Origin of the sequence: Streptosporangium sp. NPDC002721 (assembly GCF_042888905.1) — a bacterium.
GTDB lineage: Bacteria > Actinomycetota > Actinomycetes > Streptosporangiales > Streptosporangiaceae > Streptosporangium.
Genome location: NZ_JBIAQI010000004.1, coordinates 224,175 through 250,394 on the forward strand (window position 1 = coordinate 224,175; position 26,220 = coordinate 250,394).

General features: G+C 72.8%; 20 protein-coding genes. 15 read left to right on the forward strand and 5 right to left on the reverse strand.

Annotated elements, in window-relative coordinates:
- The first annotated feature begins 52 nt into the window (after positions 1-52).
- Entirely contained in the window at positions 53-1,186 is a 1,134-nt protein-coding gene (locus ACFYWM_RS07145; RefSeq protein ID WP_389909888.1) for an NAD(P)/FAD-dependent oxidoreductase, read from the forward strand.
- A 47-nt stretch (positions 1,187-1,233) separates the two neighbouring features.
- On the opposite strand, the gene ACFYWM_RS07150 is transcribed toward ACFYWM_RS07145, so the two are convergent.
- Entirely contained in the window at positions 1,234-1,464 is a 231-nt protein-coding gene (locus ACFYWM_RS07150) for an exodeoxyribonuclease VII small subunit (RefSeq protein ID WP_389909890.1), read from the reverse strand.
- Positions 1,465-1,640: 176 nt separating this feature from the next.
- Between ACFYWM_RS07150 and ACFYWM_RS07155 the strand changes: the two genes are divergently transcribed.
- Positions 1,641-2,111, forward strand: a complete 471-nt coding sequence (locus tag ACFYWM_RS07155; RefSeq protein WP_389909893.1) for a GNAT family N-acetyltransferase — start codon at positions 1,641-1,643, stop codon at positions 2,109-2,111.
- Here ACFYWM_RS07155 and xseA read toward each other — a convergent pair.
- Together xseA and ACFYWM_RS07165 are read right to left on the reverse strand one after the other, a co-directional pair.
- Positions 2,089-3,297 carry an exodeoxyribonuclease VII large subunit gene (xseA, locus tag ACFYWM_RS07160; protein ID WP_389909896.1) on the reverse strand — a complete coding sequence of 403 codons (1,209 nt, stop codon included), beginning with the start codon at positions 3,295-3,297 and terminating at the stop codon, positions 2,089-2,091. The genes ACFYWM_RS07155 and xseA overlap by 23 nt on opposite strands.
- Positions 3,298-3,324: 27 nt before the next feature.
- On the reverse strand, positions 3,325-5,043 hold the full coding sequence (locus ACFYWM_RS07165; protein WP_389909900.1) for a hypothetical protein: 1,719 nt from the start codon (positions 5,041-5,043) through the stop codon (positions 3,325-3,327).
- A 112-nt stretch (positions 5,044-5,155) separates the two neighbouring features.
- Here ACFYWM_RS07165 and ACFYWM_RS07170 point away from each other — a divergent pair, with 112 nt between their 5' ends.
- Positions 5,156-6,124: a 4-hydroxy-3-methylbut-2-enyl diphosphate reductase gene (locus ACFYWM_RS07170; RefSeq protein ID WP_389909903.1), complete on the forward strand. Its 969-nt coding sequence runs from the start codon at positions 5,156-5,158 to the stop codon at positions 6,122-6,124.
- 93 nt (positions 6,125-6,217) lie between these two features.
- Here the strand turns inward: ACFYWM_RS07170 and ACFYWM_RS07175 are convergent, their stop codons facing one another.
- Positions 6,218-6,748, reverse strand: a complete 531-nt coding sequence (locus ACFYWM_RS07175) for a DUF6542 domain-containing protein (protein WP_389909906.1) — start codon at positions 6,746-6,748, stop codon at positions 6,218-6,220.
- Between the two features lie 139 nt (positions 6,749-6,887).
- The gene (locus ACFYWM_RS07180) at positions 6,888-8,192 is read right to left on the reverse strand and encodes a DNA recombination protein RmuC (RefSeq protein ID WP_389910272.1); all 1,305 of its coding nucleotides are present in this window, start codon (positions 8,190-8,192) and stop codon (positions 6,888-6,890) included.
- A 196-nt stretch (positions 8,193-8,388) separates the two neighbouring features.
- Between ACFYWM_RS07180 and ychF the strand changes: the two genes are divergently transcribed.
- The 12 genes from ychF to ACFYWM_RS07240 all read left to right on the forward strand — a co-directional run bounded on the left by ychF (position 8,389) and on the right by ACFYWM_RS07240 (position 26,197).
- Positions 8,389-9,477: a redox-regulated ATPase YchF gene (gene ychF, locus ACFYWM_RS07185; RefSeq protein ID WP_389909909.1), complete on the forward strand. Its 1,089-nt coding sequence runs from the start codon at positions 8,389-8,391 to the stop codon at positions 9,475-9,477.
- A 718-nt stretch (positions 9,478-10,195) separates the two neighbouring features.
- Entirely contained in the window at positions 10,196-11,062 is an 867-nt protein-coding gene (locus ACFYWM_RS07190; RefSeq protein ID WP_389909913.1) for a conjugal transfer protein, read from the forward strand.
- Between the two features lie 151 nt (positions 11,063-11,213).
- A complete protein-coding gene (locus tag ACFYWM_RS07195) occupies positions 11,214-11,489 on the forward strand; it encodes a hypothetical protein (RefSeq protein WP_329093688.1) in 276 nt (91 codons plus the stop codon).
- 47 nt (positions 11,490-11,536) lie between these two features.
- Positions 11,537-14,164 carry a TcpE family conjugal transfer membrane protein gene (locus tag ACFYWM_RS07200; RefSeq protein ID WP_389909916.1) on the forward strand — a complete coding sequence of 876 codons (2,628 nt, stop codon included), beginning with the start codon at positions 11,537-11,539 and terminating at the stop codon, positions 14,162-14,164.
- Between the two features lie 23 nt (positions 14,165-14,187).
- Complete coding sequence (locus tag ACFYWM_RS07205) at positions 14,188-14,469, forward strand: hypothetical protein (RefSeq protein ID WP_389909919.1); 282 nt, start codon at positions 14,188-14,190, stop codon at positions 14,467-14,469.
- Positions 14,466-16,958 (forward strand): ATP-binding protein, encoded by a 2,493-nt coding sequence (locus tag ACFYWM_RS07210; protein WP_389909922.1) that lies wholly within the window; start codon positions 14,466-14,468, stop codon positions 16,956-16,958. The genes ACFYWM_RS07205 and ACFYWM_RS07210 overlap by 4 nt, the downstream gene beginning before the upstream one ends.
- Positions 16,955-19,561, forward strand: a complete 2,607-nt coding sequence (locus ACFYWM_RS07215) for a type IV secretion system protein (RefSeq protein WP_389909925.1) — start codon at positions 16,955-16,957, stop codon at positions 19,559-19,561. Before ACFYWM_RS07210 ends, ACFYWM_RS07215 begins: the two co-directional genes overlap by 4 nt.
- Positions 19,562-19,563: 2 nt before the next feature.
- The gene (locus ACFYWM_RS07220; protein ID WP_389909927.1) at positions 19,564-20,232 is read left to right on the forward strand and encodes a hypothetical protein; all 669 of its coding nucleotides are present in this window, start codon (positions 19,564-19,566) and stop codon (positions 20,230-20,232) included.
- Between the two features lie 279 nt (positions 20,233-20,511).
- On the forward strand, positions 20,512-21,606 hold the full coding sequence (locus ACFYWM_RS07225) for a C40 family peptidase (protein ID WP_389909930.1): 1,095 nt from the start codon (positions 20,512-20,514) through the stop codon (positions 21,604-21,606).
- Between the two features lie 14 nt (positions 21,607-21,620).
- Positions 21,621-22,034, forward strand: coding sequence for a (deoxy)nucleoside triphosphate pyrophosphohydrolase (locus tag ACFYWM_RS07230; RefSeq protein ID WP_386266051.1), 414 nt, complete (start codon positions 21,621-21,623; stop codon positions 22,032-22,034).
- Between the two features lie 128 nt (positions 22,035-22,162).
- Positions 22,163-24,577 (forward strand): hypothetical protein, encoded by a 2,415-nt coding sequence (locus ACFYWM_RS07235; RefSeq protein ID WP_389909934.1) that lies wholly within the window; start codon positions 22,163-22,165, stop codon positions 24,575-24,577.
- Between the two features lie 117 nt (positions 24,578-24,694).
- Positions 24,695-26,197, forward strand: a complete 1,503-nt coding sequence (locus tag ACFYWM_RS07240) for a hypothetical protein (protein ID WP_389909937.1) — start codon at positions 24,695-24,697, stop codon at positions 26,195-26,197.
- Positions 26,198-26,220: the final 23 nt, after the last annotated feature.

Consider the following 26,220-nt stretch of genomic DNA (forward strand, 5'->3'; position numbering starts at 1 on the left):
ATCGCCGCCGTATCCCGTTCATCCAGCGTCGAACGACGGATGGAGAACGCTCATGACGACGACACCGAACATCGCGGTCCTGGGCGCCGGATACACCGGCGTCACGACCGCCAAGCTGCTCGCCGGGCGCACCGGCGCGAACGTCACGATCATCAACGACCGTGACCGGTTCGTGGAGCGGATGCGCAACCACCAGCTCGCCTCCGGCCGGAGGGTGCGGCACCTGCCACTGCGCGGGCTGTTCGAGGGCACCGGCGTCCGGCTGATCGTCGACCGGGTCACGCGCGTCGACACGGAGGACAGGCGGGTGGAACTGGCCGGCGGCGCCGAGCCGATCGGCTACGACCTGCTGGTGTACGCGCTGGGCAGCCGCGCCGACCTGGACACCGTCCCCGGGGTGGCCGAGCACGCCTACACCGTCGCCGGCGGGGAGCAGGCCGAGCGGCTGCGCGACCGGATGCGCACCGCCGACACGGTCGCCGTGGTCGGCGCCGGGCCGACCGGCCTGGAGACGGCCACCGCGCTGGCCGAGACCTACCCCGACCGCACGGTGCGGCTGGTCACCGGCGGCTCGCTGGGCCAGGAGCTGTCCGAGCAGGGCCGTGACCACCTGCACCGCGCCCTGGGCCGCCTCGGCGTCCAGGTATGGGAGCACGCCAGGGTCGCCAAGGTCGGCGCGGACGGCGTGCTGCTGGAGGGGGGCGAGCACGTCGCCGCCGACACGGTTGTGTGGACCACCGGCTTCACGGTCCCGGAGCTGGCGCGCGAGGCCGGCCTGGCCGTGGACGACCGCGGCCGCATGCTCGTGGACGGAACCCTGCGCTCGCGGTCGCACCCGGAGGTCTACGGCATCGGGGACGCCGCGGCCGCGCACACCCAGGACGGGCAGGTGCTGCGCATGGGCTGCGGCCCCGGCGGGCTGGCGGCCGCGTGCGCCTTCCACGCGATCACCGCCCGCATGGCGGGACGTAGCCCGAAGCCGCTGCGCGTCAAGGCCGACGCCCTGTGCGTCAGCCTCGGCGAGTGGGACGGCCTCCTCCAGCCCACCGACCTCGACGGCAACCCGCACGGGAAGGTACGCACCGGTCGCCCGGTCGCGTTGATCAAGAAGGGTGTGCTCCGCGTCACCGGGTGGTACAACCTTCGCCACCCCGCCCTGACCGTGATCGGCGCCAGGCAGGGGTGACGGCTCCCGCCCGGATCCGCCGGTCGGCGGATCCGGGCGGGAAAGGTTCAGAAGGGGGCGTCTCCGGCGGGGTCGGGCTGCCGCCGCTGCGCCATGGCCGCCGCGAGCTTCACCCTGGCCCCCTGGAGCCACTCCTCGCAGATCGCGGCCAGCCTCTCGCCGCGCTCCCAGAGCTCGATCGACTGTTCCAGGGTGAGCCCGCCCGCCTCAAGACTGCGGACCACCTCGGTCAGCTCCTCGCGCGCCTGCTCGTACGACGGTGTCTTCTCATCGGCCACGCATCCCACCTTAGGTCGTGTCCCGGGGATCTTCGGCCCGCGACGTCCGCCCGGCGTGGTTTCGACGCGGTCTCGCCGGTGACGTCCCCCGGTTCGCAGTACCGGCCGCCCGCGGGTGATCCACAAGGCGCCTCCCCGGTCGCTCCGCCGCGGCGTACGGCTGGGAGGATGCTCGGATGAACGTTCGCGACGCGACCACGGAGGACATCCCCGAGCTGGTGCGTCTTCGTGAGGTCCTGGCCGACCGGATGGCCCAGGACGGCAACTATCCGGTCGAGGAGGAGTGGCAGAGGGCCTACGCGGAGAGCCTCGGGGAGCGGCTGGGCAGCTCCGACACGGCCGTCTACGTGGTGGACGCCCCCGGCTCGGGGCTGGCGGCCTGCGGGATCGGCCTCATCTTCGACCGTTTCCCCGGGCCGAGCCTCCCCGACGGCCGCTACGGCTACGTCCAGGGCATGGCCACCGACCCCCGCCACCGGCGCCGGGGGCACGGCCGGGCCATCATGGGAGCCCTCCTGGAGTGGTACCGCGACAGCGGGGTCCGCAGGGTCGACCTGCACTCGACCTCCGACGCCGAGTCCCTCTACCGGCAGCTCGGCTTCGTCGACGACGGCTACCCCTCGCTCACGTGGCGCCCTCGCTCCTGACCGTCACCCGGTCGTCGGGGAAGCGCACGGTCAGCTCCTCGCCGGGGGAGACCTCGCTCGCGAGACGTACGACATCGCCCGAGGGGCGCTGCACGATCGCGTAGCCGCGCTCCAGCGTGGCGGCCGGGGACAGCGAGACCAGGCGGGCGCGCAGGTGCTGCAGCGAGTCCTGGGCGCGGTCCAGGGAGGCGGTGAGGGAGCGTCTCGCCCGGTCCCTGAGCTGCTCGGCCTGTTCGGCCCTGCGCTCGACCTCGCGCACCGGGTCGGCGAGGGAGGGACGGGAGCGGGCCGCCGCCAGCCAGGCCGTCTCGCGGTCGAGCCAGCCGCCCGCCACCCTGCGGCCCCGGTCGCGGAGCTGGCGGATCAGCGTCATCTGCTCGCCGACGTCCGGCACGACCTTCTTCGCCGCGTCCGTCGGCGTGGACGCGCGCACGTCGGCGACCAGGTCGAGCAGCGGGTTGTCCTGCTCGTGGCCGATCGCGCTGACCACGGGCGTGCGGCACGCCGCCACCGCCCGCACGAGGGCCTCGTCGGAGAAGGGCAGCAGGTCCTCCATCGACCCGCCGCCCCGCGCGACCACGATGACGTCGACCTCGCCGTCGGCGTCGAACTTCCGCAGCGCCTCGGTGACCTCGCCGACCGCGTACGGCCCCTGCACGGCCACCGGCTCGACCTTGAACCGCACGGCGGGCCAGCGGCGCCGCGAGTTCTCCAGCACGTCGCGCTCGGCGGCCGAGTCGCGACCGCAGATCAGCCCGACCGTGCCCGGCAGGAACGGCAGCCGCCGCTTCCTGTCGACACCGAAGAGCCCCTCGGACGCGAGCAGCTGGCGCAGCCGTTCCAGCCGCGCCAGCAGCTCACCGACCCCCACCGGCCGCAACTCCAGCGCGGTGAACGCGAAGGAGCCCTTGTTGACCCAGAAATCGGGCTTCAGATGGGCCACGATCCTGGCGCCGTCGACCGGCCGGGGGAGGGTCGCCTCGTACACGCCGCGCGGGCAGGTGACCCGGGCCGACACGTTGGCCACCGGGTCACGCAAGGTCAGGAACACCGTGCCGCCGCGGGCGGTCAGCTCGGTGATCTGCCCCTCGACCCAGACGGTGCCGAGCTTGCCGATCCAGCCGCCGACCATCTGCAACACCGTGCGAACCGGGAGGGGCTGCTCAGGGGTGGTCTTCGAGCTCATGGCCGGGAGCCTACGCGCCGGGCGTGACTATTCGGCGGTCTCCAGCTTGGCCAGGCGGTTCTCGTACATCCGCACGACGGCCTCGCGGTTGGCGTTCGCCCGCTCGTAGGTGATCAGTTCCAGGATCTGCCCGGCCGTCCTGCCGCGCATCCGCGCCCGCAGGGACGCGACCGTCAGCTCGGCGTAACCGGGCAGCGGCTCGGCGAGGGTGGTCGCCTCCGAGGAGGGCCCGGTCGTCCCGGAGGACCCCGCCGCGTCGGACGCGTCAGACGCGTCGGCCGTCTCGGGGGCCGAGGCCCTGGTCGCCGTCACCTCGACCACCGCGGCGTCCGCGGTCTCGGGCTTCGCGGTCTCGACCCTCGTCACCTCGACCTTCACCGCGGAGGGGGTCTCCAGTACGGTCTCCGCCGGGGCGTTCGCCGTGCTGTTCTCCGTGGCGCTCGTCAGGGCGCCGTTCTCCGCGCTCTCGGTCGCGGTCTCCACGGGGGCGGCCTTGGTGGTCCTGCGGGTCCTGGTGGCCCTGGCCTTCGGAGCGGCCTGGGCGGCCTCGGGCGCGGCGGTCCCGGACTCCGCGGCTGCGGACTCCGCGGTCTCGGACTTCGCGGCCTTGGCACCCGTGGTCTTGGCACCCGCGGCCTTTGAACCCGCGGCCCTGGACTTCGTGGTCTTGGGGCTCACGGTCTCGGAGTCCGCGGCCTTGGAGTCCGCGGTTTCGGGCGCGGCGGCCTCGGTGGCCGGGGCCTTGGCCTTGGCCCGGGTGGCCCTGGGCTTCCTGGCGGGGGCCTCGGTGCCCGCGCTCTCCTCGGTGGCCTGGGGCTCGGCGGCCTCGGGCTTCGCGGCGGGAGCCTTGGCCCTGGTGGCCCTGGCCCGCTTGGCGGGGGCCTTGACCTCGGTGGCGGGCGCCTCGGGGGCGGTGGTCTCGGGGGTGACGGCCTCCGTGGTCTCGGCGGTCTCGGCGGTCCTCTCGGCCTCGGTGGTGGCGTTGCCGGCGGCCTCGGGCTTCGTGGCTTCTGCGGCCGGGGTCTCCGTGACCTTGGCTTCGACGGCTTCAGTGACTTCGGTGGCTTCGACGGTGGCCGGGACCTCCGGGGTCCTCGCCTCCGGGGTCTCCGTCTTCGGGGTGGCCGAGGTCTCCGCGGCGACCGGGGCTTCCGTCTTCGCGTCGGCGGGGGTCTCCGCGGCCGGGGCCTCCGTGACCAGGGGCTTCGTGGTGGCCTCGGCGGGCTTCGCCGGGGCGGTCCGGGACCCCGGAGCGTCGGCGGGGGCCTCGGTGGTTCCGGTGGTTCCGGTGGTGGCGGTCTCCGTGGCGGTCTCGGCGGGCTTCGCCGGGGCCTCGACGGTCTCGGCCCTGGCCTCGGGGGCCTTGACCTCGGGGGTGGAGGGCGACGCGGTGTCGGGCTTGGTGGGGCTGAAGATGACCGGGTCGGGAGCGGTCCTGGCCCCGTTGCTCTCGGCCGCGGGCTTGCTCGCGGGCTTGTCCGAGCGCGGCGCGAAGATGACGGGCTCGCGGCGGGCGGGCTTCTCCGCCTGGTCCGCGGTCTTCCCGCCGGTCTCCGAGGGCTTGTCGCCGGCCGTCCCGAGGGGCTTCTCGGTCTCGGTCTGGCCGGAGGTGCCCTTGAACTTGTTACGGACGCGGTCACCGAGAAGCAGGGCCTGGCCGACCCCGCTCAGCGCGCTCTGCAGCATGTGCAGCGGCAGGTCTTTCGCCTTTTGCGTGGCATTGCGGATCATGTCGGGGACTGACATATCGTCTCCCTGGGAGGTCTGTATCGAGAAGGCTAGTGTGGCAAGACGTGTGCCGCATGAGCTCGTGGGACGTATGGGCTGTCTCGCGGACGTGTCCACGTAGCATAAGAGCATGACTTCAGACACCCCCGCGACCCGACGCGTACTAGTGGCGAAGCCCCGTGGTTACTGTGCCGGGGTCGATCGCGCGGTCCAGGCCGTGGAGAAGGCGCTGGAGCAGTACGGCGCCCCGATCTACGTTCGTAAGCAGATCGTCCACAACACCCACGTGGTCAAGACGCTGGAGACACGCGGGGCGATCTTCGTCGAGGAGACCGAGGAGGTGCCCGAGGGCGCCATCGTCGTCTTCTCCGCCCACGGGGTCTCCCCGGCGGTCCACAAGGAGGCCGCCCTGCGCAGCCTCAAGACGATCGACGCCACCTGCCCCCTGGTGACCAAGGTGCACAACGAGGCCAAGCGTTTCGCCTCCCAGGACTACGACATCCTCCTGATCGGCCACGAGGGCCACGAGGAGGTCGAGGGCACCGCGGGCGAGGCGCCCGACCACGTCCAGCTCGTCGACGGCCTGAACTCGGTCGACACCGTGCGGGTCAAGGACCCCGAGCGGCTGGTCTGGCTATCGCAGACCACGCTGTCGGTGGACGAGACGACCGAGACGGTCTCCCGGCTCAAGGAGCGCTTCCCCAACCTGATCGACCCCCCGAGCGACGACATCTGCTACGCCACCCAGAACCGCCAGGTCGCGGTCAAGGAGATCGCCGCCCAGGCCCAGCTGGTCATCGTCGTCGGCTCGGAGAACTCCTCCAACTCCAAGCGGCTCGTCGAGGTCGCCCTCGACCACGGGGCCGACGCCTCCTACCTGGTCGACGACGCCTCGCTCATCGACGACGCCTGGTTCGACGGCGTCACCACGGTCGGCGTGACGAGCGGCGCCTCGGTGCCCGAGGAGCTCGTCACCAAGGTCCTGGCCCGCCTGGCGCGGAACGGCTTCGCGGACGTCGAGGAGGTCGAGTCGGTCCACGAGAGCGTGCGCTTCGCGCTCCCGCACGAGCTGCGCAAGGACCTGCGCGCCACGGTCTGACCACACCGGCGCCGCCCCGGCAGGCCGCCTCCCGCGCGGGAAACCGCCTCACCCGAAGGACCTTCGTCACGGGTGAGGCCCCGCGTCCGGCGGCTATTGGCCCTCGCGCGGGGTGCCGTACACCTTGGGCTCGAAGTACCCCTCGGGTTCGGGGGCGAAGGCGGTGCCGCCGTCGCCGCCGCTCCTGGGGCGGGGGACCGAGGCCTTGGTCGCCCTGAGCTCCTCGCGCAGCTCGCGGACGCAGCGGGTGAGGCCGCGGCGCCAGGCGATGACCAGCACCAGGAACGAGCCGCCGAACAGCCACGGGGCTCCCTGCGACAGCGCCGTGTACATCCCCAGGCCGAAGGCCTGGACGGGCGTGGCCGCGAACAGGGAGCGGACCGCCTCGATGAGCGCGGTGGTCACGAAGAAGACCAGGGGCGGGGACACCACCAGCGACAGCAGGTCCCGGCGGTTCACGAGCGACGCGGCGGCCACGCAACCGGCCACGAACGCCGCCCCGGTCAGCGCGGCCACCCCCAGCAGCGCCTGCAGCACGCTGCCCACCAGCGTGGACGCCAGTACGAAGGCCAGCGCGCCCCGGACGGTCAGCCGGATGCCCGCGGTCCGGTCAAGCTCACTCATGCGATCACCCCGCAGGCCGGCTGCACGCCGCCTCGCTCGTCCACCACTCGCCCCCTTGACCTTGGGCCCTCGCGGATCCCCGCGTCGTCGGCCCCACTGTCTCCAGTGTCCGGCCGCCGGAGCCTTCAGGGAACAGTTTCTAGGGCAGGTCGTTGGTCAACCTACCGTTCATGCGGGATACGAGAGGTGAGCTTGTCTCCTCTCGCGCGAGCAGTTCCGGCGAGGTCAGGGCGCGCGGCAGGTCCTCGACCGCCTGCGGTGTGTCCAGCTCGGTCTCGACCAGCCCCAGGTCGTTCAGCTTGCGGGCGCTCACCAGCACCCGGGTCTCCAGCGAGCCGACCGTCCTGTTGTACGACTCCACGGCCCGGCTCAGCGAGCGTCCCAGGGCGTCGACGTTGCGTCCCATGCTGCTCAGCCGCTCGTACAGCTCCTTGCCGACCTCGAAGATCGCCCGCGCGTTCTCGCCGAGCGCGGCCTGCTGCCAGGCGTACTGCGCGGTGCGGAGCATGGTGATCAGCGTGGTGGGGGTGGCGATGTGGACCCGGCGCCGCATGGCGTACTCCAGCAGGGCGGGGTCGCGTTCCAGCGCCGGGGCGAGGAACGCCTCGCCGGGGATGAACAGGACCATGAACTCCGGCGCCGGGCTGAACGCCTGCCAGTAGGGCTTGGAGGCCAGCCGGTCGACGTGGTCGCGCACGTGCCGGGCGTGGGCGTCGAGCCGGACCGACTGGTGGTCGGGATCGGCCGACTCGGCGGCCTCCAGGTAGGCGGACAGCGAGACCTTGGAGTCGACCACGATGTTCTTGCCGCCCGCCAGCCGCACGATCATGTCGGGCCGCAGCACGCCGTCCGGCGTGGTGACGCTCACCTGCTCGTCGAAGTCGCAGTAGCGCTGCATGCCGGCGATCTCGGCGACCCTGCGGAGCTGGAGCTCCCCCCACCGGCCCCTGGCCTCGGGGCGCTGCAGGGCCCGTACCAGCGAGCTCGTCTGGGCGCGGAGCTGCTCGTTGCTCTCGCGTACGACGTCGATGTGCTTGGCCAGCTCGGCGTGGGCGGCCCGCTGGCCCGTCTGGGTGTCGCGCAGCTGCGTCTCGACGCGGGCCAGGGTGTCCTTCAGCGGCTCGATCAGGTGCTCGACGGCCTGCTTGCGCTGCTCCAGCTCGCCGGACGCCTCGGCCCGGCCGGCGGCCAGCCTCGTCTCCGCCAGCTCCAGGAACCGCAGGTTGTTGACGTCGAGCGCCCGGCTCGACAGGGCCTGGAACCGCTCGGAGAGCTGGCCCTCGACGTAGGCGACCTTCTCTTCGGCGATCTTCGCTCGGGCCTCGGCGTCGGCCAGGCGCGCGGTGACGTCGGCGGCTCCCGAGGCGGCTCGCGCCCGGCCCAGCAGGAACCCGATCGCGAGTCCCGCGGCGAGGCCCACCGCGAGCTGGAAGGAGAGAGCCATGACATCCACCCCGGCATGATTCCAGGCCCGGCCACTCCTGGCGCGCCGACACGCTCCCGGACCGCTCCCGGACCGCTCCCGGCTCTGTGTCGGCTCCGTGTCGGCTCCGTGCCGACACACCTCGCGGCCCGTGACTCCTACCTGTGACCCACCCGTGGCGGGTAGCAGTGGGTCATTCCGCGTAAACTCGGCTCACGTGAGCCTGAGCATCGGCATCGTCGGATTGCCCAACGTCGGCAAGTCAACGCTTTTCAACGCGCTGACGAAGACCGCCAACGCCCTGGCGGCGAACTACCCGTTCGCCACCATCGAGCCCAACGTGGGCATCGTCGGCGTTCCCGACCCGCGTCTTGAGAAGCTGGCCGAGATCTTCGGATCCGCCAAGATCCTGCCGGCGAAGGTCGAGTTCGTCGACATCGCCGGTCTGGTCCGCGGCGCCTCGGAGGGGCAGGGGCGGGGCAACCAGTTCCTCGCCAACATCCGTGACACCGACGCGATCTGCCAGGTCATCCGGGTCTTCAACGACCCCGACGTGACCCACGTGGACGGCGGCGTCGCCCCCGGGCGCGACATCGAGACGATCAACACCGAGCTGATCCTGGCCGACCTGCAGACGCTGGAGAAGGCGATCCCCCGCCTGCAGAAGGAGTCCAGGACCAACAAGGACCGCAAGGCCGCGCTCGACGCGGCGGAGGCGGCGTTCAAGCTCCTCGATGGCGGCACCACCCTGTACGCCGGGGCCAAGGGCGCGGGCATCGACCCCAAGGAGCTGCGCGAGCTGCACCTGCTGACGGCCAAGCCGTTCCTGTACGTCTTCAACCTCGACGCCGACGAGCTGGTGGACGAGAAGCTCCGGGCCCAGCTGTCGGAGCTCGTCGCGCCCGCCGAGGCCGTCTTCCTCGACGCGAAGATCGAGTCCGAGCTCGTCGAGCTCGACGACGTCGAGGCGCTGGAGCTCCTGCAGTCCGTCGGCCAGGAGGAGTCGGGCCTCACCCAGCTGGCCAGGGTGGGCTTCGAGACCCTGGGACTGCAGACCTACCTGACCGCCGGTCCCAAGGAGACCAGGGCCTGGACGATCCGCAAGGGCGCCACCGCCCCCGAGGCGGCCGGGGTCATCCACACCGACTTCCAGCGCGGCTTCATCAAGGCCGAGATCGTCTCCTTCGACGAGCTCGTGGAGGCCGGCTCCATCGCCTCCGCCCGCCAGGCGGGCAAGGCCCGCATCGAGGGCAAGGACTACGTCATGCGCGACGGCGACGTGGTGGAGTTCCGCTTCAACGTCTGACCGGTCGCGTGTCACGCGAGGGAGGTTTCCCGGCCCGCCACGAGGAGCGGGCGGGAGCCCCCTCCCAAGACTCGCGCATTCCTGCCCTGTGCCCGTCCCGCACATCGTGTATGTCTCTCAAGACTCGCGGGTGACCGGCTTCTGAGGGGTACTCCCGGACAGATCGGGAGACTTGCCCACCACTGTGGAGGATTCACCCCTGACCGGGCCTGCCGAGCAATGGCATTTTGGGGTATGTGACCCTGGGTGACGTATTTAGTGGTAAATGCGCAGGTCGCGACAGTCCGGGGGCCGTCCAGTTAGCAATGGGTGGCGTTTGAGTAATCAGCCCACGCGCTGGCCAGGGGTAATACGCCTTTCGCGGGTCATCGGCGGCATCGGCGGCCTCGTCGGCGATCCAGACCCGGTTTGCTCAGTCATCGCGATGCCTGCAGCATAGGCGTGGCTTTCCTGGAAGAATCGGCGGGGCGGCTAGAGTAAGTGCGTCACCATGGCCAACGGGATCGGCGGCGAATATGACCCCTGCCGGCCGAGGATTGACGCGAGCGGAGGCGTGATGGCTCGAAGGTCGACGGTCCAGCGAGATCCCCGGATCGCTGGCGACCCTGAGCTGTCGGCATACCCGGACTTTCCCGACGATCCTGACCTTGATCGCGCTCCGGCGCGCGGGCGGGGCGCGTCGCGCGGGCGCTGGTCCGGTGGAGGCGGTCGCTGGCTGGTGTGGACCGGCCGTGCCGTGCTCTGGGCGCTGATCGTCGTCATCGTGGTGAACGGGGTCCGCGCGCCCTTCGAGCGCTTCACCCAGCAGAACGCCCCCTCGGGCGCGGTGGCCGCGCCCGACGACGGATTCCCCAGGGTCCAGGCCTCCGCCTTCGCGGCCCAGTTCGCCGAGGTCTACCTGAACTTCGACGGCGCCCGCCTCGCGGAGCGGGAGTCGAGGCTCGCCCCCTACCTGCCCGAGGGCGCCGAGGCCCAGTTCGGCTGGGACGGTTTCGGCAGGATGAGCGCTGGAGCGGTGCAACCGTACGGGATCGAGGTCGTCGACGCCGACAACGCCGTCGTCACCGTCGCCTACCAGTCGGAGAACCGCCGCCAGCTCCTGTCGGTGCCCGTCTACCGCGACCGTCTCGCGGGGAGGTTCGTCGTCGCCGGGCGTCCGGGCATCCTGCCCGCGCCCAGGGCGGCCGATCTGCCGCCCAAGGCCGCCCCCGAGCGCGACCGCGCCGCCGAGCAGGAGCTCCGCACCACGCTGGAAGACTTCTTCAAGGCGTACGCGGGTGACACCACCTCGCTGCAGCAGTACGCCGACGCGGGGGTCACCCTGCAGGGGTTCGGCGGCGCGTTCACCTTCCTGCAGCTCAAGGACCTCGCCGTGCCCGCCGGTGGGGGAGCGGCCCGTGAGGTGACCGCGACGGTCACGTGGGGCGTGCCGTCGAAGGCGGCCCCGTCCGTCGAGCCGGAGCCCGCCGACCCCGGCCAAACAGGAGGCAAGCTGGAACAGTCCTACTTGCTCACCATGGTCAAGCAAGGCGACAAGTGGTTCGTCAAGGACATTCGCGGCGCATACCGATCCGTGGCGGGGTAGCGCATGATCGAATGGTGCCGGTCCACGGTGAGCAGACCCCCCCTGATCGATGAGCCGCCGGTCCGGGTTCCCGCGCTTACGCGCCGCGGGCCCGTCGCCGCCCGGCGGGCACGATCGTGAGTACGGAGGACAAGAAGTGATTCTCAAGACCATGCTGCTGAGCGCCATCGAGCTCGCTCAGCCCACAGCTCCTCCGGCGGGCGTCAACACCGAGGGCCTCGCTGACTTCCTCCGCAGCTTCTTCGCGCCACTCTTCCTGGTCATCGTCTCGGTGGTGGCCCTCTTCTTCCTCTTCACCCGTGAGATCACCAGGTTCGTCCAGTTCATCATCCTGGCGATCGCCATCGGAGTGATCTTCTACGTGCCGAACATCATCGAGGTGACTGCCAAGGCGATCGCGGGCGCGCTGGGCATCTCGGGGGGTTGAGACCGGCTCCGAACGGTCAAACAAGGAGAGGCGGAGAGGAGGATCACGTGGATCTGCCCACGTACACCAATATCTGGAGGATCGAGAAGCGGCTCTACAAGCTGTACGACCTACGGCTGCCGATGCCGCTCCCGATCGTCTGGATCGGTGGGTTCGTGGGAGTGCTGGCCCCGTGGTCGCTGCTGCTCTACCTGCTCGGCCTGCCCTTCGCCGCCCCCTGGCACGTTATCTACCTGGTTCCGCCCGGTATCGTCACCTGGCTCTCCACCCGGCCGGTGATCGAGAGCAAGAGGCTCACCGAGCTGCTCCAGTCACAGGCCCGCTACGTGGGGGAGCCGCGTACCTGGTGCCGGATGGCCCCTCTGTCCGAGCCCGCCGAGGTCACCCTGAACGGCCGGATCTGGCGGGCCGCGCCGCAGCGCGCGGCCGTGCGGGTCAAGGCGTCGCGCAAGGCCAGGCACGCCCAGTCCAAGCGCGCCGCCGCCCGCTCGCGCGAGGTGCGTCCCGCCGTGGCCGCCGCGGCGGCGGCGGCCGCCACCGCCCCGGTGGCCCGCGAGCGCGTCGCCTGGTCCGAGGTCCACGCCCCGCGCCAGGGCACCGCCCCGGCCCTCGGCCAGACCTCGGCCGTCGAGGCGTCCCGGGCCGTCGAGGCGTCCCGGGCCGTCGAGACGCCCCGGGTCATCGTCCCCGCCGTTTTCCCGGTGCACTCCGAGTCTTCCGCGTCCTCTACGCCTTCCGCGCTTTCCACGTCCTCCGCGCCTTCCACGCCGCGCGTGCCCCGGTCCGTGGTGCCGTCCCTCTCGGTGCCCGCCGCGACCCCGGCCTCCGATCCCGCCTCGGTTCCCAGTCCCGCCTCCGCCTCCACGTCCGCCGAGGACACCGGATCCGTGCCCGGTACGCCGGTCGCGGGGCCGGTCTCGCGACCGCCCGCCGACCGCTCCGCCGGGCGGTCCGGAGGACGGGCGGAGCGTGCCCCGGCGGCCGGACCCGCGGACGCGGGGCGCGCGGGCGATTCGAGGGACGAGACCCCGGCGGCAGCGGCTCCGGCCGCTCCCATCGACACGGAGGCGCTGCGGCGCCTGCGCAGGCTCGCGGCCTCCGCCGAGGCCCAGCGCGCCGCCGTCACCCCGGCCGCGGCGGACACGCCGGCCGCCACCTCCGTGCCTCCCGTGCTCCCGGAGGTGATCGAGCCCTCCGCGCCCGTCGCCCCCGTCCCGGAGTCTCCCGTACGGCAGCGGCCCGAGGCGCCGGCCGTGCCGCAGCCCTCGACTCCCGAGCCGCCCCGGGTGGAGAGGCCCGCCGCGGCCCGTGCGGTACCCGCCGAGCAGCCGGCCGTCGTGCCCGACCCCGCCCGGAAGCCCGCCGTCCCGGCCGTCCCGTCCTTCGTGCCGAGGTTCGTCGGACCGGCGCCGATCGGGCACCGCGCAGCGGAGGCGGCCGAGCTCCCACAGGACAAGCGGGACAGACAGGACAGGCAGGACGAGGAGAGCGCGCGGCGCCAGCACCGCAAGGGGCAGCCCGCGCCGATCGGGCGGCCGGCCGGCACCTCGCAGGCGTGGCCGCCGGAGCGGAACCCGGGCACGCAGGCGGGGCCCGGCACTCCGGCGGGCACCGGCGCCCAGGCGGGCGCGCAGGGAGGCGGCATGTCGATCCGCGCGGTCCCGTCGGGACCGGCCACGGCGGATCCGGTCACCCCCGCGGTGCCGGTGACCGGTTCCTCGCGCGGCGAGGCCGAGACCAGGGTCCGCCGGGTGGAGTCGGTGGTCGGCCGTGACTCCTCGGGCGGCTGGCGGCGGCTGGCCCAGGTGGTGATCGGACCCGGCGGCGGTGGCCGTACGGACGGCTCGGAGATCGACGAGGCGCGGGCCAGGGCGGTGTTCAGCGGCAGCCGCCGGGTGGTGGTCCTGGGATGCACCGGCGGCGCCGGCCAGACCACGACCGCGCTCATGCTCGGCCACACCCTCGCCCGTTACCGCGAGGACCGGGTCCTCGCGGTCGACGCCAGCACCGGCTCCCACGCGCTGTCCAGCCGGGTCCAGGGCGAGTCGCCCGAGACCCTGAGCTCCCTGCTCTCCGGGCTCGACAACGTCCAGGGATACCTGGGCATGCGCGCCTACACCAGCCGCTGCGCCTCGGGGCTGGAGGTCCTCGCCGGAGACAGCGACGCCGGGGCCGAGCAGCGCCTGTCCGACCGCACGCTCTTCTCCGACCGGCGGCTCGGGCAGGCGATGGACATGCTCGACCGGCACTACAAGACGATCGTCGTGGACCCCGCCGCGGCCCTGGCCGCGCGGGTCCTCCCCTACGCCGATCAGCTCGTCCTCGTCGTCCCGGCCAGCGAGGACGGGCCGGACGCGGTGGCCATGACCTACGAGTGGCTCGACGGGCACGGCTGCGCCGACCTGCGCCATCGGGCGGTCATGGTCGTCAACGGGGTGAGCCGCCGCAGCATGGCCGACGTGGAGCAGGCGGAGGCGGTCGCGCGGGGCAGGTGCCGGGCGATCGTCCGGGTCCCCTGGGAGGACGCGCTGGCCCCCGGCAGGGCCGATCGGGTGGAACCCTCCCACCTGAGGGCACCGGGCCGCCGGGCGTACCTCGCCCTGGCCGGTGTCGTCGTGGCGGGCTTCGGAACGGTTCAGGCGGGTCGACCCAGCGAGGAGGAACTAGCCCAGTGATCCCCCGGGCGCGAGGAGATGTGGTGAACGGGCGAGACGAGGTGCAGGTGGTGAGCGGGCAGGCCGGAGTCCGGGCGAGCCGGCCGGACCGGGCGCGGGTGAGCGGGGCGTGCGAGGTGTGGGCGAGCGGGTCGGGCCGGGCGCGGGTGAGCGGGCCGGACCGGGTCGACATGGTCCGCTTCGAGAGGATTCGCGCGGGTGTGCCGGGCGGGGCGCGGGTGGACGGGTGTGGCGGGATCCGGGCCGGCGAGGGGTCCGGAGATCGTGGGCGCCGGGCCGCGCGAGCGGTGGGGGAGGGGCTGTGAGCCGCGCCTCCCGGACCCGCAGCCGCCTGGCCGTCCGATACTTCGACGACCGGATCCTGCTGACCGAGTCGTCGGTCTGGGCCTATTTCAGGCTTCCCACCGTGAGCTACGAGTTCATCACTCCCGAGGAGCGGGAGGCGCTGGCCACCAACATCACGATCGCGCTGGCCGCCATCCGCATGCCCGACGCCGAGGTGCACCTGCGCGTGGCGCACCGCACCTACCCCGCCGCCGAGTGGGCGATGGCGCTGAACGCCACCTCCGACGAGGGGCCGGGCTGGCGCGACTACCTGGAGGACATGTACCGCCACGTCTGGGCCAAGGACTTCTGGACCAAGGAGGTCTACCTCGGCGTGCGGCTCGGCACGCGTGGGCGGCAGCTGGGCACCGGGGTCCTCTCGCAGCTCTTCGGCTTCTACCAGCGCAGCGAGAAGGCCCTGGGCATCGAGGACGACCACGTCCCCAAGGCGGAGATCGCCAAGTGGTCCGAGCAGGCGGAACGGCTGGGCCGGGCGCTGTCGGCCAGCGCGCTGTACGCCAGGCACGCCACCTCCGTCGAGCTCGCCTGGCTCTTCCAGCACGCCACGACCGGATCGCTCGGCGACCCCCCTGCCTCGGCGAGCCCCAAGCGCAGGTGGGGGCAGGGCGAGATCGAGTCCCTCGTCGAAGGGCAGATCCACAACGGCAGGGCGCTGCTGCGGATCGAGCAGCCGCAGGGCGACTCCTACGTGGCCCACATGTCCTTCGCCCGCTTCCCCGACCTCATGCCCTTCCCCGACGGCGAGCCCTGGATGCACTTCGCCGACCAGCTGCCCTTCCCCGTGGAGATCAGTTCGCGGATGCGGCTGATCCCGCCGGTCAAGGCGAGCAAGGACGTGGCGCGCAAGCTCGCCCACGCCCGTGACATGGACATCCACATCCGGGAGGCGGGCGCGGAGGCGCCGCTCGCCCTCGCCGAGCAGATCGACGCGGCCCGGATGCTGGAGCACGGCATCACCAAGGAGCGCCTGCCGTTCGTGTACGGCTGGCACCGCCTCATCGTGTCGGCCCCGACCGAGGAGATCTGCGTGCAGCGGGTCGAGGCGGTCGTGGAGCACTACCGCGACATGGGCATCGACATCGTCAACTCCACCGGCGACCAGTTCTCGCTGTTCTGCGAGACGCTGCCGGGGGAGCGGGTCCGGGTCAACGCCTACGCGCAGCGGCAGCCGCTGCGCACCATCGCGGGTGGGATGGCCACCGCCACCGTCGACCTGGGTGACCGGGTCGACGAGAGCGCCTCGGGCTGGATGGGCCCGTACGTCGGGGAGACCCTGGGCCGGGCCCGCAGCATCGTGCACTTCGACCCGCTGGTGGCGGCGACGCGCAACCGGCCGACGGCCATCGCCATCACCGGCGAGCCCGGGGGCGGCAAGACCACGCTGGCGCTGCTGATGATCTACCAGATGGCGCTGCGCGGGGTGACGGTCGCGGTCATCGACCCCAAGGGCGACGCCGACTCGCTGGTGCAGCTGCTGAAGAAGCGGGGCAGGAAGGCGCGGATCATCCCGCTGGGCTCGGCGGCCCCCGGCCTGCTCGACCCGTTCTCGTTCGGCGACGACCTCGCGGCGAAGAAGACGATGGCCACCGAGACCCTGCGCCTGCTGCTGCCCCGCATGTCGGAGGAGCGCGAGTCGGCGATGATCCAGGCGGTCGCGGCGGTGTCCAACGCCGAGGACCCGTCGCTGGGCAAGGTCGTCGACTACCTGGAGCGCACCGAGGACGCCGCCTCCAAGAACCTGGGCGCGGTGCTCCGCTCCATGTCGGACATGCATCTGGCCAGGCTCTGCTTCGACCCCTCGGGCGGCGACCAGATCGACACCGAGGGCTGGACCACGGTCTTCACCCTGGGCGGCCTGACGCTGCCCGACGCCTCCACCGGCCGCGACGACTACTCGTACGAGCAGAGGCTGTCGGTGGCGCTGCTCTATCTCGTCGCGCAGTTCGCGCGAGGTCTGATGAACGGCCTGGACCGGCGGACACCCAAGGCGATCTTCCTGGACGAGGCGTGGGCGATCACCTCCACCCCCGAGGGCGCCAAGCTGGTGCCCGAGGTGAGCCGGATGGGCCGTTCCCGCAACACGGCGCTGGTCCTGGTCTCGCAGAACGCCGGGGACCTGCTGAGCGAGCAGGTGACCAACTGCCTGTCGTCGGTCTTCGCGTTCCGCTCCACGGAACGGGTCGAGGTGGAGCACGTGATGGCGCTGCTCGGGGTCGAACCGTCCGAGGAGCACAAGGCGGTGCTGCGCTCGCTCGGTAACGGCGAATGCGTCTTCCGGGATCTGGACGGTCGCGCGGGCCGTATCGGGGTGGACCTGATCTCGGACGAGCTGCTGCGCTGGCTGGACACGAACCCGACCCACGACAAACCCGACGAGAAAGTGCATGATCTTCCTGGGGGCGACAGAGTCGGTAGGCCGGGGGCTGCGGCGCTGGAGGTGCGGTCATGAAAGGCTCCCGCAAGGGATTTGAGGGCTCCCGCGAGAGACGGTCCCCCAAGGGGCCGAAGGGTCTTCGCGGGCTGTACGGGCTGGTTGGTCTGCGTGGGCTGAGTGGCCTGTGTGGGCTGAGTGGTCTGCGTGGGCTGGTCGGTCTGCGCGGGCCGCGTGGCGTCGGTGGCCTTCGCGGGCCGCGCGAGACGCGAGGCTCCCGCGAGCGGGCCTCCCGCAGGGGACGGCTCGGCAGGCGGGTCGCCATCGGGCTGGTGGCGCTGGCCGCCTTCCTCGCGCTGCCGCTGGTGTTCCCCGACGACACGTCCACGGCCGTCGCCGCGGCTCCCTGTGACATGTCGCCCGACCTGTCCCCGGACATGGTCGCCGGAGGCGTCGACGGCCTGATCCAGCCGCCGCTCCCCGACGCCGCCCAACCGGGCGCCCCGGCGGCGCAGGCCCCCGGGCAGCCCCCGGCGGTTCAGGGCAACTACGCGACGTACGGCATGAGCGGCCAGTTCTGGCACACCCACCTGCTCGGCTGCGACGACATCGCGGCGGTGATGGGCAACGCGATGGCCAACACGGTCTTCCTGTGGGCCAAGGCGCTGGACCGGCTGACCATCACGACCTACCAGGCGGCGGCCACCGAGGGCCCGCTGGAGTCGATCAAGAACGTCGTCGACGACATGGTGGTCCGCCTGGCCGACGCCATGTACTGGCCGTACCTGCGGCCGCTGGTGATCCTGGGCGCCATCTGGCTGGCCTGGTACGGGCTGATCCGCAAGCGCGCCACCACCACCGCCGAGGGCGTCATCTGGATGGTCCTCGCGGTCACGGTGGCGGTCTGGTTCTTCAGCCGCCCCGGCGACCTCACCGGGCTGGGCAAGGTCGTCACCGACAAGACCGGCGAGGTGGTCAACTCCGCCTTCTCCGGCCTGCCCGGCGCGGGCGGGACCTCCTGTCTGCCCGCCAAGGGTGACACCAACCCGCAGGTCAAGGGCGGTGGGTACGGCCAGAGCGGCGTGCCCGGCGTCGAGCAGAACTCCGACGCGCTCTGGTCCACCCTGGTCTGCAAGCCGTGGCTGATGGGCCAGTTCGGCACGGCCGACGCCGACGCCCCCATCATCAAGGTGTTCGGCGCCAAGCTCCTGGAGATCCAGACGATCGACGCGGCCGAGATGAAGGCCGAGCAGACACCGGTGGCGGGCTCCCACCAGGCGCGGTACGAGACGGAGGTCGCCGACAAGCTGCAGAACACGCCGGTCTTCCCCCTGTTCCAGGGCAAGGACTGGACGAGCCGCCTGGGGGTCGCGATCGGGGCCTTCATGGCCGCGGTGGTCGCGGGGCTGCTGATCTTCCTGGTGGCGGTCTCGCTGCTGGTCCTCAAGGTCGGGTTCCTGCTGCTGCTGATCCTCGCGCCGGTCTTCCTGCTGATCGGCGTCCATCCGGGCTCCGGGCGGATCATCGCCATGCGCTGGGTGGAGATGCTGATAGGCACCCTGCTGAGACAGGCCGTGCTCGCCCTCGTCCTCGGCGTGCTCGTGTACGGCTACGCCCTGATCATCTCCACGGCGATGCCGTGGGGCATGCAGGTCATGTTCATGGCGATCCTCACGATCGCGGTGTTCTTCTACCGGCGGCCGTTCCAGCACCTGTTCTCGTCCATGGACGGGCACACGCTCACCACCCGGATGCTCGGCGACGCGGCGACCGCGCCGACCCTGCAGCGGGCCGCGTCCGTGCTGCCGCCGGTCGCGGCGGCGAGGGCGGGCCGGTGGGGCATGCGCAAGGCCGAGCCGATGCTGCAGGCGGCCGCGATGGCCGGTGGGGCCTCCGTCGGCGCGGCCGCGGCGGCGGTCGCCCAGGGCAAGGTCCGCGGCGAGGACGGCGGTGGCACGCCGGGCACGCCGTCGGGCACCCGGGTCCCGGTCGGCGCGCAACCGGCGCCGCTCGACACCGACCCCCAGGCGGCCGGACGGCGCAGGGGCACCGGCAGGCCGGTCACCGCGGCCCGCACCGGCGCGGCGCCGCCGCTCAACCTCTCCGGGGCCGGTACGGGCGGCGGCGCGCCCCCCACCAGGTCCGGAGGCTCCTCCGGGCGCGGCTCGGGCGGTTCGGGTGGTTCGGGGTCGGGGGGATCGGGTGCTTCGGGCGGCTGGTTCGGCGGCCGTTCCGGTGGCTGGGCCCCGCAAGGCGGTTCGGGCGGCGGCTCCTCGGCGGGCAGGTCGTCCGGCGCCCCGGCGGTCAGGCCCTCGGCGCCCTCGTCGGGCAGGTCCTCGGGCTCCTCGGGTTCGTCGGGGGGCGGTCGCTCGGGCACGAGTATCTTCGGCGGCGGCTCCTCGCGGGGCGGCTCCGGCTCGGGGTCGCGTAGCGGCGGATCCTCCCGGGGCTCCTCGGGTTCTTCAGGTTCCTCGGGTTCCGGCGGTTCCGGCGGGAGCATCTTCGGTGGCGGTGGCTCCTCCCGGAGCTCCTCAGGTTCCGGTGGTTCGCGGAACCGCGACTCCGGGGGCAGGTCGTCCGAGGCGCCCCCGCTCTGGATCACCAGGCGGGTGGAGCGCGGCGGGGAGGCCGGTGAGCCGCCGCCGTTCTGGCTGCGCCCGTCCAACCGCGACAAGGACTGACGATGACCGAGGGAGGCAGCCGGCGGGGGACCGTCTTCGCGGTGCTGGTCGTGATACTCGCCGCCGTCGGCGTCTACCTGACCATGTGGCCCGACACCGGCACGGGGCCGGAGACCCGGGCGGAGCCGGCGGGCGTCACCCGCACCGTGGCGTCAGGGCAGGAACCGGCCGCGGAGCCGGCGCGCCCGGCGGCGACGGCGAGCAACGCGCCCTTCGACGTCTACTCCTACCTGCCGATGACCAAGCAGGAACTGGCCGCGGCCGCCGACTACGCGCAGCGGTTCACCGCCGAGTACGGCACCTTCAGCTACGACGAGGACCCGGCGGTCTACGGCGACCGCCTCAAGGGATACGTCACGGAGGAGTTCTCGGGGGCGCTGCTGCGGACCGTCACCTCGCCGGGCACCGTCGAGGCGAACAAGGCCGACGAGGTCGTCTCCGTCGGGGCGGCGCGGGTGAGGGAGATCCGGCAGATCGACAGCGCCTCGGTGGTCTTCGTGGTCGTCGGCACCCAGAACGTCACGGCCAGGAGCGGGGTGAACGAGCGGACCGCGGAGTACGCCGTCACCCTCATCCAGGTCGGCGCCGAATGGCGGGTCCACGACCTCCAGCCCGCCGACTCCGGCCAGGAGGGGGACGACCAGCCCTTCGAGACCGGCGCGACCGGATGAGCGGCGGGAGCGGACGGGGCGCGGGTTCGCGCGCGGGCGGGAGCGGACGGGCGGCGGGGCCGCGTACCGGCGTGACGGGCGTGACGGGATCGCTCACGGCTGCGGCGGAGCGGTCGGCGGGGCCGCGTACGCGCGTGCCGGGACGGGCGGCGGGGCCGCGTACGGGCGTGACGGGATCGCGCACGGCTGTGGCGGGACGGGCGGCGGGGCCGCGTACGGGCGTGGCGGGGTGGTCGGCGGGGTCGTGCAGGGGCTCGGAGGGACGGACGGCGAGGGTGGATGAGGGATAACAAGAACCTCCGGCTCGCGCTGATCCTCGGAGTCGCCGCGCTCTGCCTGATCACGCTGATCATGGCGCCGATGATGATGATCAGCGGTTTCCCGTCGTTCCCCACGGTCACCGGGGAGGCGCAGCCCGACTGCGAGGAGGGCGGGCAGGCGGACGACCAGTCGGAGACCGCGACGTCCGACATCCCCGAGGAGTATCTGAAGCTGTACCGCGAGCACGGCCGCAAGGTCGGCGTGCAGTGGAACGTGCTCGCCGGGGTCGGCAAGCGCGAGACCAACCACGGCCGCTCCACGCTCCCCGGTGTGCGGAGCGGCACCAACTACGCGGGCGCCGCCGGGCCGATGCAGTTTCTCATCAGCACGTGGGGCGGCAAGGCCAAGATCAAGATCCCGTCCAGGTTCAACGGTTACGCCTCCGACGGCGACGGAGACGGCTGGGCCGACGTGTACAACCCGGCGGACGCCATCCTAGGCGCGGCGAAGATGCTGAAGCGGAACGGCGCGCCGGAGGAGGTGCGACGTTCGCTGTTCGTCTACAACCGTGCCTGGTGGTACGTCGACCAGGTCATGGAGATCGCCGGGAAGTACGCCAAGGACGGCGAGGTCACCACCCCGCCCGAGGCGGACGAGAGCTGCGACGAGCCCATGCTGGAGGCGGCGCCGACGAGCACGGTGGCCGCGATCCTCCAGTACGCGCTCGCCCAGCGCGGCAAGCCCTACATCTGGGGCGGTACGGGCCCCGCCGGCTACGACTGCTCGGGGATCATCTACATGGCCTACCGCAGCGTCGGCCTCACCATCCCGCGCACCACGTTCGGACAGTGGCCGTTCGGCATCGAGGTTCCCGAGGGGGAGGAGCGGGCGGGGGACCTCGTCTTCTTCAACTCCGGTCCAGGAACCGGCCCAGACCGTCCCGGGCACGTGGGAATGGTGGTCTCTCCGGGCAAGATGGTCGAGGCGAGATGCCGGCTGTGCGGGCCGATCAAGGTCACCACCTACCGGGAACGCACCGGGATCGTGGGGTTCACCCGGCCGCTGCAACACCCCCAGATCCTCGCGCAGCTCAAGGCGCGGGAGCAGGGCTGACAGAATCGGGAGCCATGGAAAAGGTCGTTGTGGGCGCCGCCATCGTCGACGGCGACGGGAGACTGCTCGCCGCCCAGCGTGCCGACCCTCCCGAGCTGGCCGGAGGATGGGAGCTTCCCGGGGGGAAGGTCGATCCCGGCGAGGACGAGCACACGGCACTGGTCAGGGAGTGCCAGGAGGAGCTCGGCGTGCTGATCGAGGTGGGCGAGCGCGTCGGCGGGGACTGGGCGCTCGCCGGAGGCTACGTCCTGCGGGTCTGGCTCGCGGTGGTCGCCGAGGGCAAGCCCGAGGCGAGGGAGCATCTGGACCTGCGCTGGCTGACCGAGGACGAGCTCTACGACGTGGCGTGGCTCCCCGCGGACCTTCCAATCGTCCGGGCGGTACAAGGTCGCCTCAACGATGGGCAAGGTCGGTTCAATAAGGATTGATCGACTCCGCAACGTGACATAACTGCTACTGGACGTGGCGATGTCGCGTGTCCGTACCCGGGGAACGGAGATTTGCGGTGACCGTATGGTGGCGTGGTACTGGGTTAGTGTCCGCTGTTGGAGCGGGGGTGCTCATCCTCGGAGCCTCGGGGGTGTACGCCGTCCAGATGGACGAGCCGGCCGCGCTGCCTCTCGACCTGGCCGCGGCCGACCCCGGCGCGTGGGCGCCGGGAAGCCGGGACGACCGGGCGATCCGCTTCCGCATCCGCCTGCAGGGGCCGGGCTCCGACGCGCGGCTGGCGGTCCTGACGACTCCCGCCGAGGCGCTCGCGGGCATCGAGTGCCCTGAGGAGACCAGGTCCTCGGCGCCCGTTCCCAAGGGGGCGGGGGTGTGCGTGATCGGCGCCCTGCCCGCCCAGGGCGGCACCGTCGACGTGCTGCTCGCCGCGCCCGAGCGCCCGCAGGACGTCACGGTGACCGCCGTGGCCCGGATGAGCGGGCCCGGCGGCGAGACGGTGAGACAGCAGGCTCAGAGCACGATCAGGAGCACGGACGCGGCGATGGGGCCGGACGGGGGCGTCGTCGGAGGTCCGGAGACGCTGGAGCACGCCCGCGCCGCGAGGGAGGACAGGTCCGCGGACGCCCTCGGAGTCGGGGCACCAGGTGCCGCCAGCATGGTCCTCAGGGTGCCCCAGGCGGCCGAGGACGCCGAGGGCGCACCCGAGGCCGCACCGGGCAGCCCGGAGGGTGAGGGTGCGTCTCAGGGCGTACCGGGCAGCCCGGAGGTCGAGGATGTTCCCCGGGCCGCACCGGGCGATCCGGAGGCCGAGGGTGCTCCTGAGGCCGCCCCGGGCAGCCCGGACGCCGGGAGTGCTCCTCAGGCCGTACCGGGCAACCCGAACGCCGGCGGTGCTCCTCAGGTCGCACCGGAGACCCCGGAGACCGTGGCGGCGCGCAGGGCCGAGCGGCGTACGTCGGAGTTCCTGCTCGACCTTCTCGGAAAGGCGTTCGTCGCCCCGGCTCCACGGGCGGGCGCGGCCGGTACGGAGGCGAGCGGCACCGCCGCGCTTCCGGGCCCGGCGGCCTCCGCGCTTCCCGCCGGGCCGGGCGCTCCGCCGAGGGCCGGCGCTCCGGTGAGCCCGCAGACGCGTGCGCTGCCCGGGGGCGCGGGAGCGACGGGAGGCCCGGCGGCCTCCCACGAGACGCGGGTCGCCGCGCCGGGCGGGCGCCAGGAGGCCGGGTCCTCCGGGGCCGCTCCGGCCCCCGTACGGGTTCCGGGCGCGGCTGCCGCTCCCGACCGTCCCGCGGGTCCGGGCGTCCCCGGTCTCGCGCCGGACGGGACGAGCCTTCCCGGGGGAACGCGACTTCCGGCCGGGGGAACACGGCTTCCGGAAGGGACCCGGCTTCTGGAGGGGAACCGGCTTTCGAACGGCGCCGCGGCTCCGGGCGTCGTGCCCGAGGCCGGGACCGGCGTGCCCGGCCAGGGGCAGGCCGCCGTACCGCCGGCGGGAGTGCCCGCGGCCCCCACGCTTCAGGGACAGAACGGTAGGAACCATTCGGCCGTGGGCTCCCAGGCGGGTCGCAAGGCGGCCGGGCGGAAGGCGGCAGGCCGGTCCGGTGCGCGCGGGCAGGGGGTGGGCCGGTCGGCTCTCCGGCACGCGGGCCCAGGCCGGCCTGGGATCGGCCAGCCGATGACAGGTCAGCCAGGGGTGGGCCGGCCCGGAATCGGTCAGCCGATGACCGGCCTGCCCGGGGTGCCGCAGCCGGGGTTGAACCTCCAGGCGCTCGGTCCCGTCCAGCCGGGAGGCGGGCGGAAGATCGCCGGCCGGTCCGGAGCGCGCCGGCCCGTGGTCGGGCCGATGGTCCCCGGCTATCCGGGGGTCGGCGGGAGATCCGCGGGGCAGCCCGCCATGCCGGGACAGGGCATGGGTCAGCCGATGATCCAGGGCTATCCGGGGATCGGGGGCATGGCGCCGGGGATGGGACAGCCGGGCGTGCCGCCGCGAGGGGTGGGCGGGCCGATGGGCGGGCCGCTGCCTCCCGGCCACCCCGGAGCGGGTTACCCGGCGATGGGCCGGCAGCCGGGCGGGCCGCAGATGCCGATGCCCGGCGGGGTGCAGATGCCGGTGCCGGGTGGGGTGCAGATGCCGAACGCGCAGCCGGGTGGGGTGCAGATGCCGGGCGCGCAGCCGGGCGGGGCGGGGATGCCGGGCGCTCCGGGGCCCATGATGCCGCCGGTCTCGATGGGAATGGCGGGGGCGGGCCAGATGCCCGGTCTCGCGAACGGCCTCCAGCTGCCGCAGGCGGGCGCCTTCCCCGCCGCGCAGGTGCCTCTCCCGCAGGATCCGCGCCCGCAGGGCGCGCCTCTCCCGCAGGACCTCGACGGTTCGAGCGGCCAGGTCCAGCCGGTCGCCGAGTCAAGCCCGCTGCTGACAGGGGTCCGCGGTCTCCCCGCGGTTGGAGCGGCGGTGGGGGCGCTGCTCGGTCTCCTCTGGTTGCAGCGGAGGATCCAGCGCCGTCGCCGATCGCGACACGTTTTGTAAAACGCGGTTTACTGTTACTTTTGCCCAACTAGTATTTCTTTGACGTGTTCATGGTTGATTGCGCGGAGGGCACCGGTGACGCGAGCACGGCACAGGGCAGCTGTCTCCGCCGTTGTGATGTCCGTGGGACTCAGCGGCGTCGTCCTGCTCGCCCTGGCGCCGCTCACCGGATCCTCCGCGGCCGGGGCGACCGTCAGGGTGATGGGTGTCAATCCCTCGCAGGTCGAGGGGTGTGACGTCGATCCCTCGGGCCCCTGCGAGGAGGCCACGCCGATCGTCACCGTCACGGTCACCGAGGACCCGCAGGGCGGCGGCTCCGAGGAGAACCCGGTGCCGCAGAAGACCGTGACCACCACGATCACCGTCCCGGCGTCGCCGAAGCCCACCAAGACCACGCCGGCCCCGCCGCCTCCTCCCCAGGAGACCGAGGCCGTGCAGCCTCCGCCGCCGGTCCAGAACACCGCGGCGCCCCCGGTGACCCCGCCCGCCGAGACCCCGACGGAGAACGACGAACCCCAGTTCCCGTCGACCAACCCCGAGCCGAACCAGCAGCTCCCCACCGTCGGGTCCACGCCGTCCGACACCGCGACGCTCGACGAGAGCGCCTCGGGCACCTCCGTGTACGAGATCCGCAACGCGGGTTCCGAGTTCGACGGGGCCACGCTGAGCCGCCAGCTCGGCATCCCGGCGCTGATCCTGGTGCTGCTGGTGCTGTTCGCCGTCCTGATCTTCGAGGGCAGGCTGCGCCGCCTGGCGCACGCCGCGGCCGTCCGCAGGGCGGGCCCGCGCGGGATGGGCCGCGACCCGATGGACCCGATGGCCTACCCCGCCGGCCCCGGTTACGGCCCCGGCCCCTACCAGGGCGGTACGGCCTACGCGCCGATCATCAGCTTCGTGCCCATGCAGATGTACGCCCCCGTCTATCCGGAGGGATACGCCCCCGAGCAGTACCCCCAGGGGTACGACCAGACGACGGCGTACCTGCCCGCGCCCGGCTACGAGCAGCAGCCGGTCGCCGGCCACGGTGCCCCGTACGACCCGCAGACCGGCCACGCGCAGCCGGGGCAGGCCGTGCAGCCCGCGCAGCCCGGACAGGCGCCCTACGGCCCGACGCTTCAGGACGGCCCGACGCTTCAGGACGGCCCGGCGGCCGCCTTCCAGGGCACCCCGCGCTTCGGCCCCGATTCCGGCGAGGGGCGCCTCCCGCAGGGGGCGCCGGAGTTCCCCGGCGCGCCGTTCCCGCAGGAGCCCGCCCGGGGCGATCTGGGAGTCGGCGGCCCGCGGGACGACTTCCGGACGTTCGGTTCCGGCGCGGGTCCCGATCTCATCTCCGGCCCCGACTCCAAGGACGCCCCCGGTCAAGGGCTCTCACAGGATCGGACCCTCCAGGGCGGTCTCCCGGACGGCTTCACGCCGTCCGGCCAGGAGCGTCCCGAGGGCAGGCCCTTCGGACCCGAGCCGCAGGGCGGTCCCGCCCGGGGCTCCGGTGAGACGGGTCCCGGCGACGGGCCGGCCGGAGGCGAGCGGCCTCCCGTAGAGCCGACCCCGACGGCGGTCTACCCGCTCCCCGGCCAGGACACCGGCAAGAAGAAGCGCGGCCTCTTCCGCCGTTCCACCTGAGCCGGCCTCCACCTGAGCCGGCC

What these genes read in the sequence shown, in the direction of transcription:
- ACFYWM_RS07145 (WP_389909888.1), top strand. Translation starts at nt 53, where the DNA reads ATGACGACGACACCGAACATCGCGGTCCTGGGCGCCGGATACACCGGC.
- ACFYWM_RS07155 (WP_389909893.1), top strand. Translation starts at nt 1,641, where the DNA reads ATGAACGTTCGCGACGCGACCACGGAGGACATCCCCGAGCTGGTGCGT.
- xseA (WP_389909896.1), bottom strand. Translation starts at nt 3,297, where the DNA reads ATGAGCTCGAAGACCACCCCTGAGCAGCCCCTCCCGGTTCGCACGGTG.
- ACFYWM_RS07165 (WP_389909900.1), bottom strand. Translation starts at nt 5,043, where the DNA reads ATGTCAGTCCCCGACATGATCCGCAATGCCACGCAAAAGGCGAAAGAC.
- ACFYWM_RS07170 (WP_389909903.1), top strand. Translation starts at nt 5,156, where the DNA reads ATGACTTCAGACACCCCCGCGACCCGACGCGTACTAGTGGCGAAGCCC.
- ACFYWM_RS07175 (WP_389909906.1), bottom strand. Translation starts at nt 6,748, where the DNA reads ATGAGTGAGCTTGACCGGACCGCGGGCATCCGGCTGACCGTCCGGGGC.
- ACFYWM_RS07180 (WP_389910272.1), bottom strand. Translation starts at nt 8,192, where the DNA reads ATGGCTCTCTCCTTCCAGCTCGCGGTGGGCCTCGCCGCGGGACTCGCG.
- ACFYWM_RS07195 (WP_329093688.1), top strand. Translation starts at nt 11,214, where the DNA reads ATGCTGCTGAGCGCCATCGAGCTCGCTCAGCCCACAGCTCCTCCGGCG.
- ACFYWM_RS07215 (WP_389909925.1), top strand. Translation starts at nt 16,955, where the DNA reads ATGAAAGGCTCCCGCAAGGGATTTGAGGGCTCCCGCGAGAGACGGTCC.
- ACFYWM_RS07220 (WP_389909927.1), top strand. Translation starts at nt 19,564, where the DNA reads ATGACCGAGGGAGGCAGCCGGCGGGGGACCGTCTTCGCGGTGCTGGTC.
- ACFYWM_RS07225 (WP_389909930.1), top strand. Translation starts at nt 20,512, where the DNA reads ATGAGGGATAACAAGAACCTCCGGCTCGCGCTGATCCTCGGAGTCGCC.
- ACFYWM_RS07230 (WP_386266051.1), top strand. Translation starts at nt 21,621, where the DNA reads ATGGAAAAGGTCGTTGTGGGCGCCGCCATCGTCGACGGCGACGGGAGA.
- ACFYWM_RS07240 (WP_389909937.1), top strand. Translation starts at nt 24,695, where the DNA reads ATGTCCGTGGGACTCAGCGGCGTCGTCCTGCTCGCCCTGGCGCCGCTC.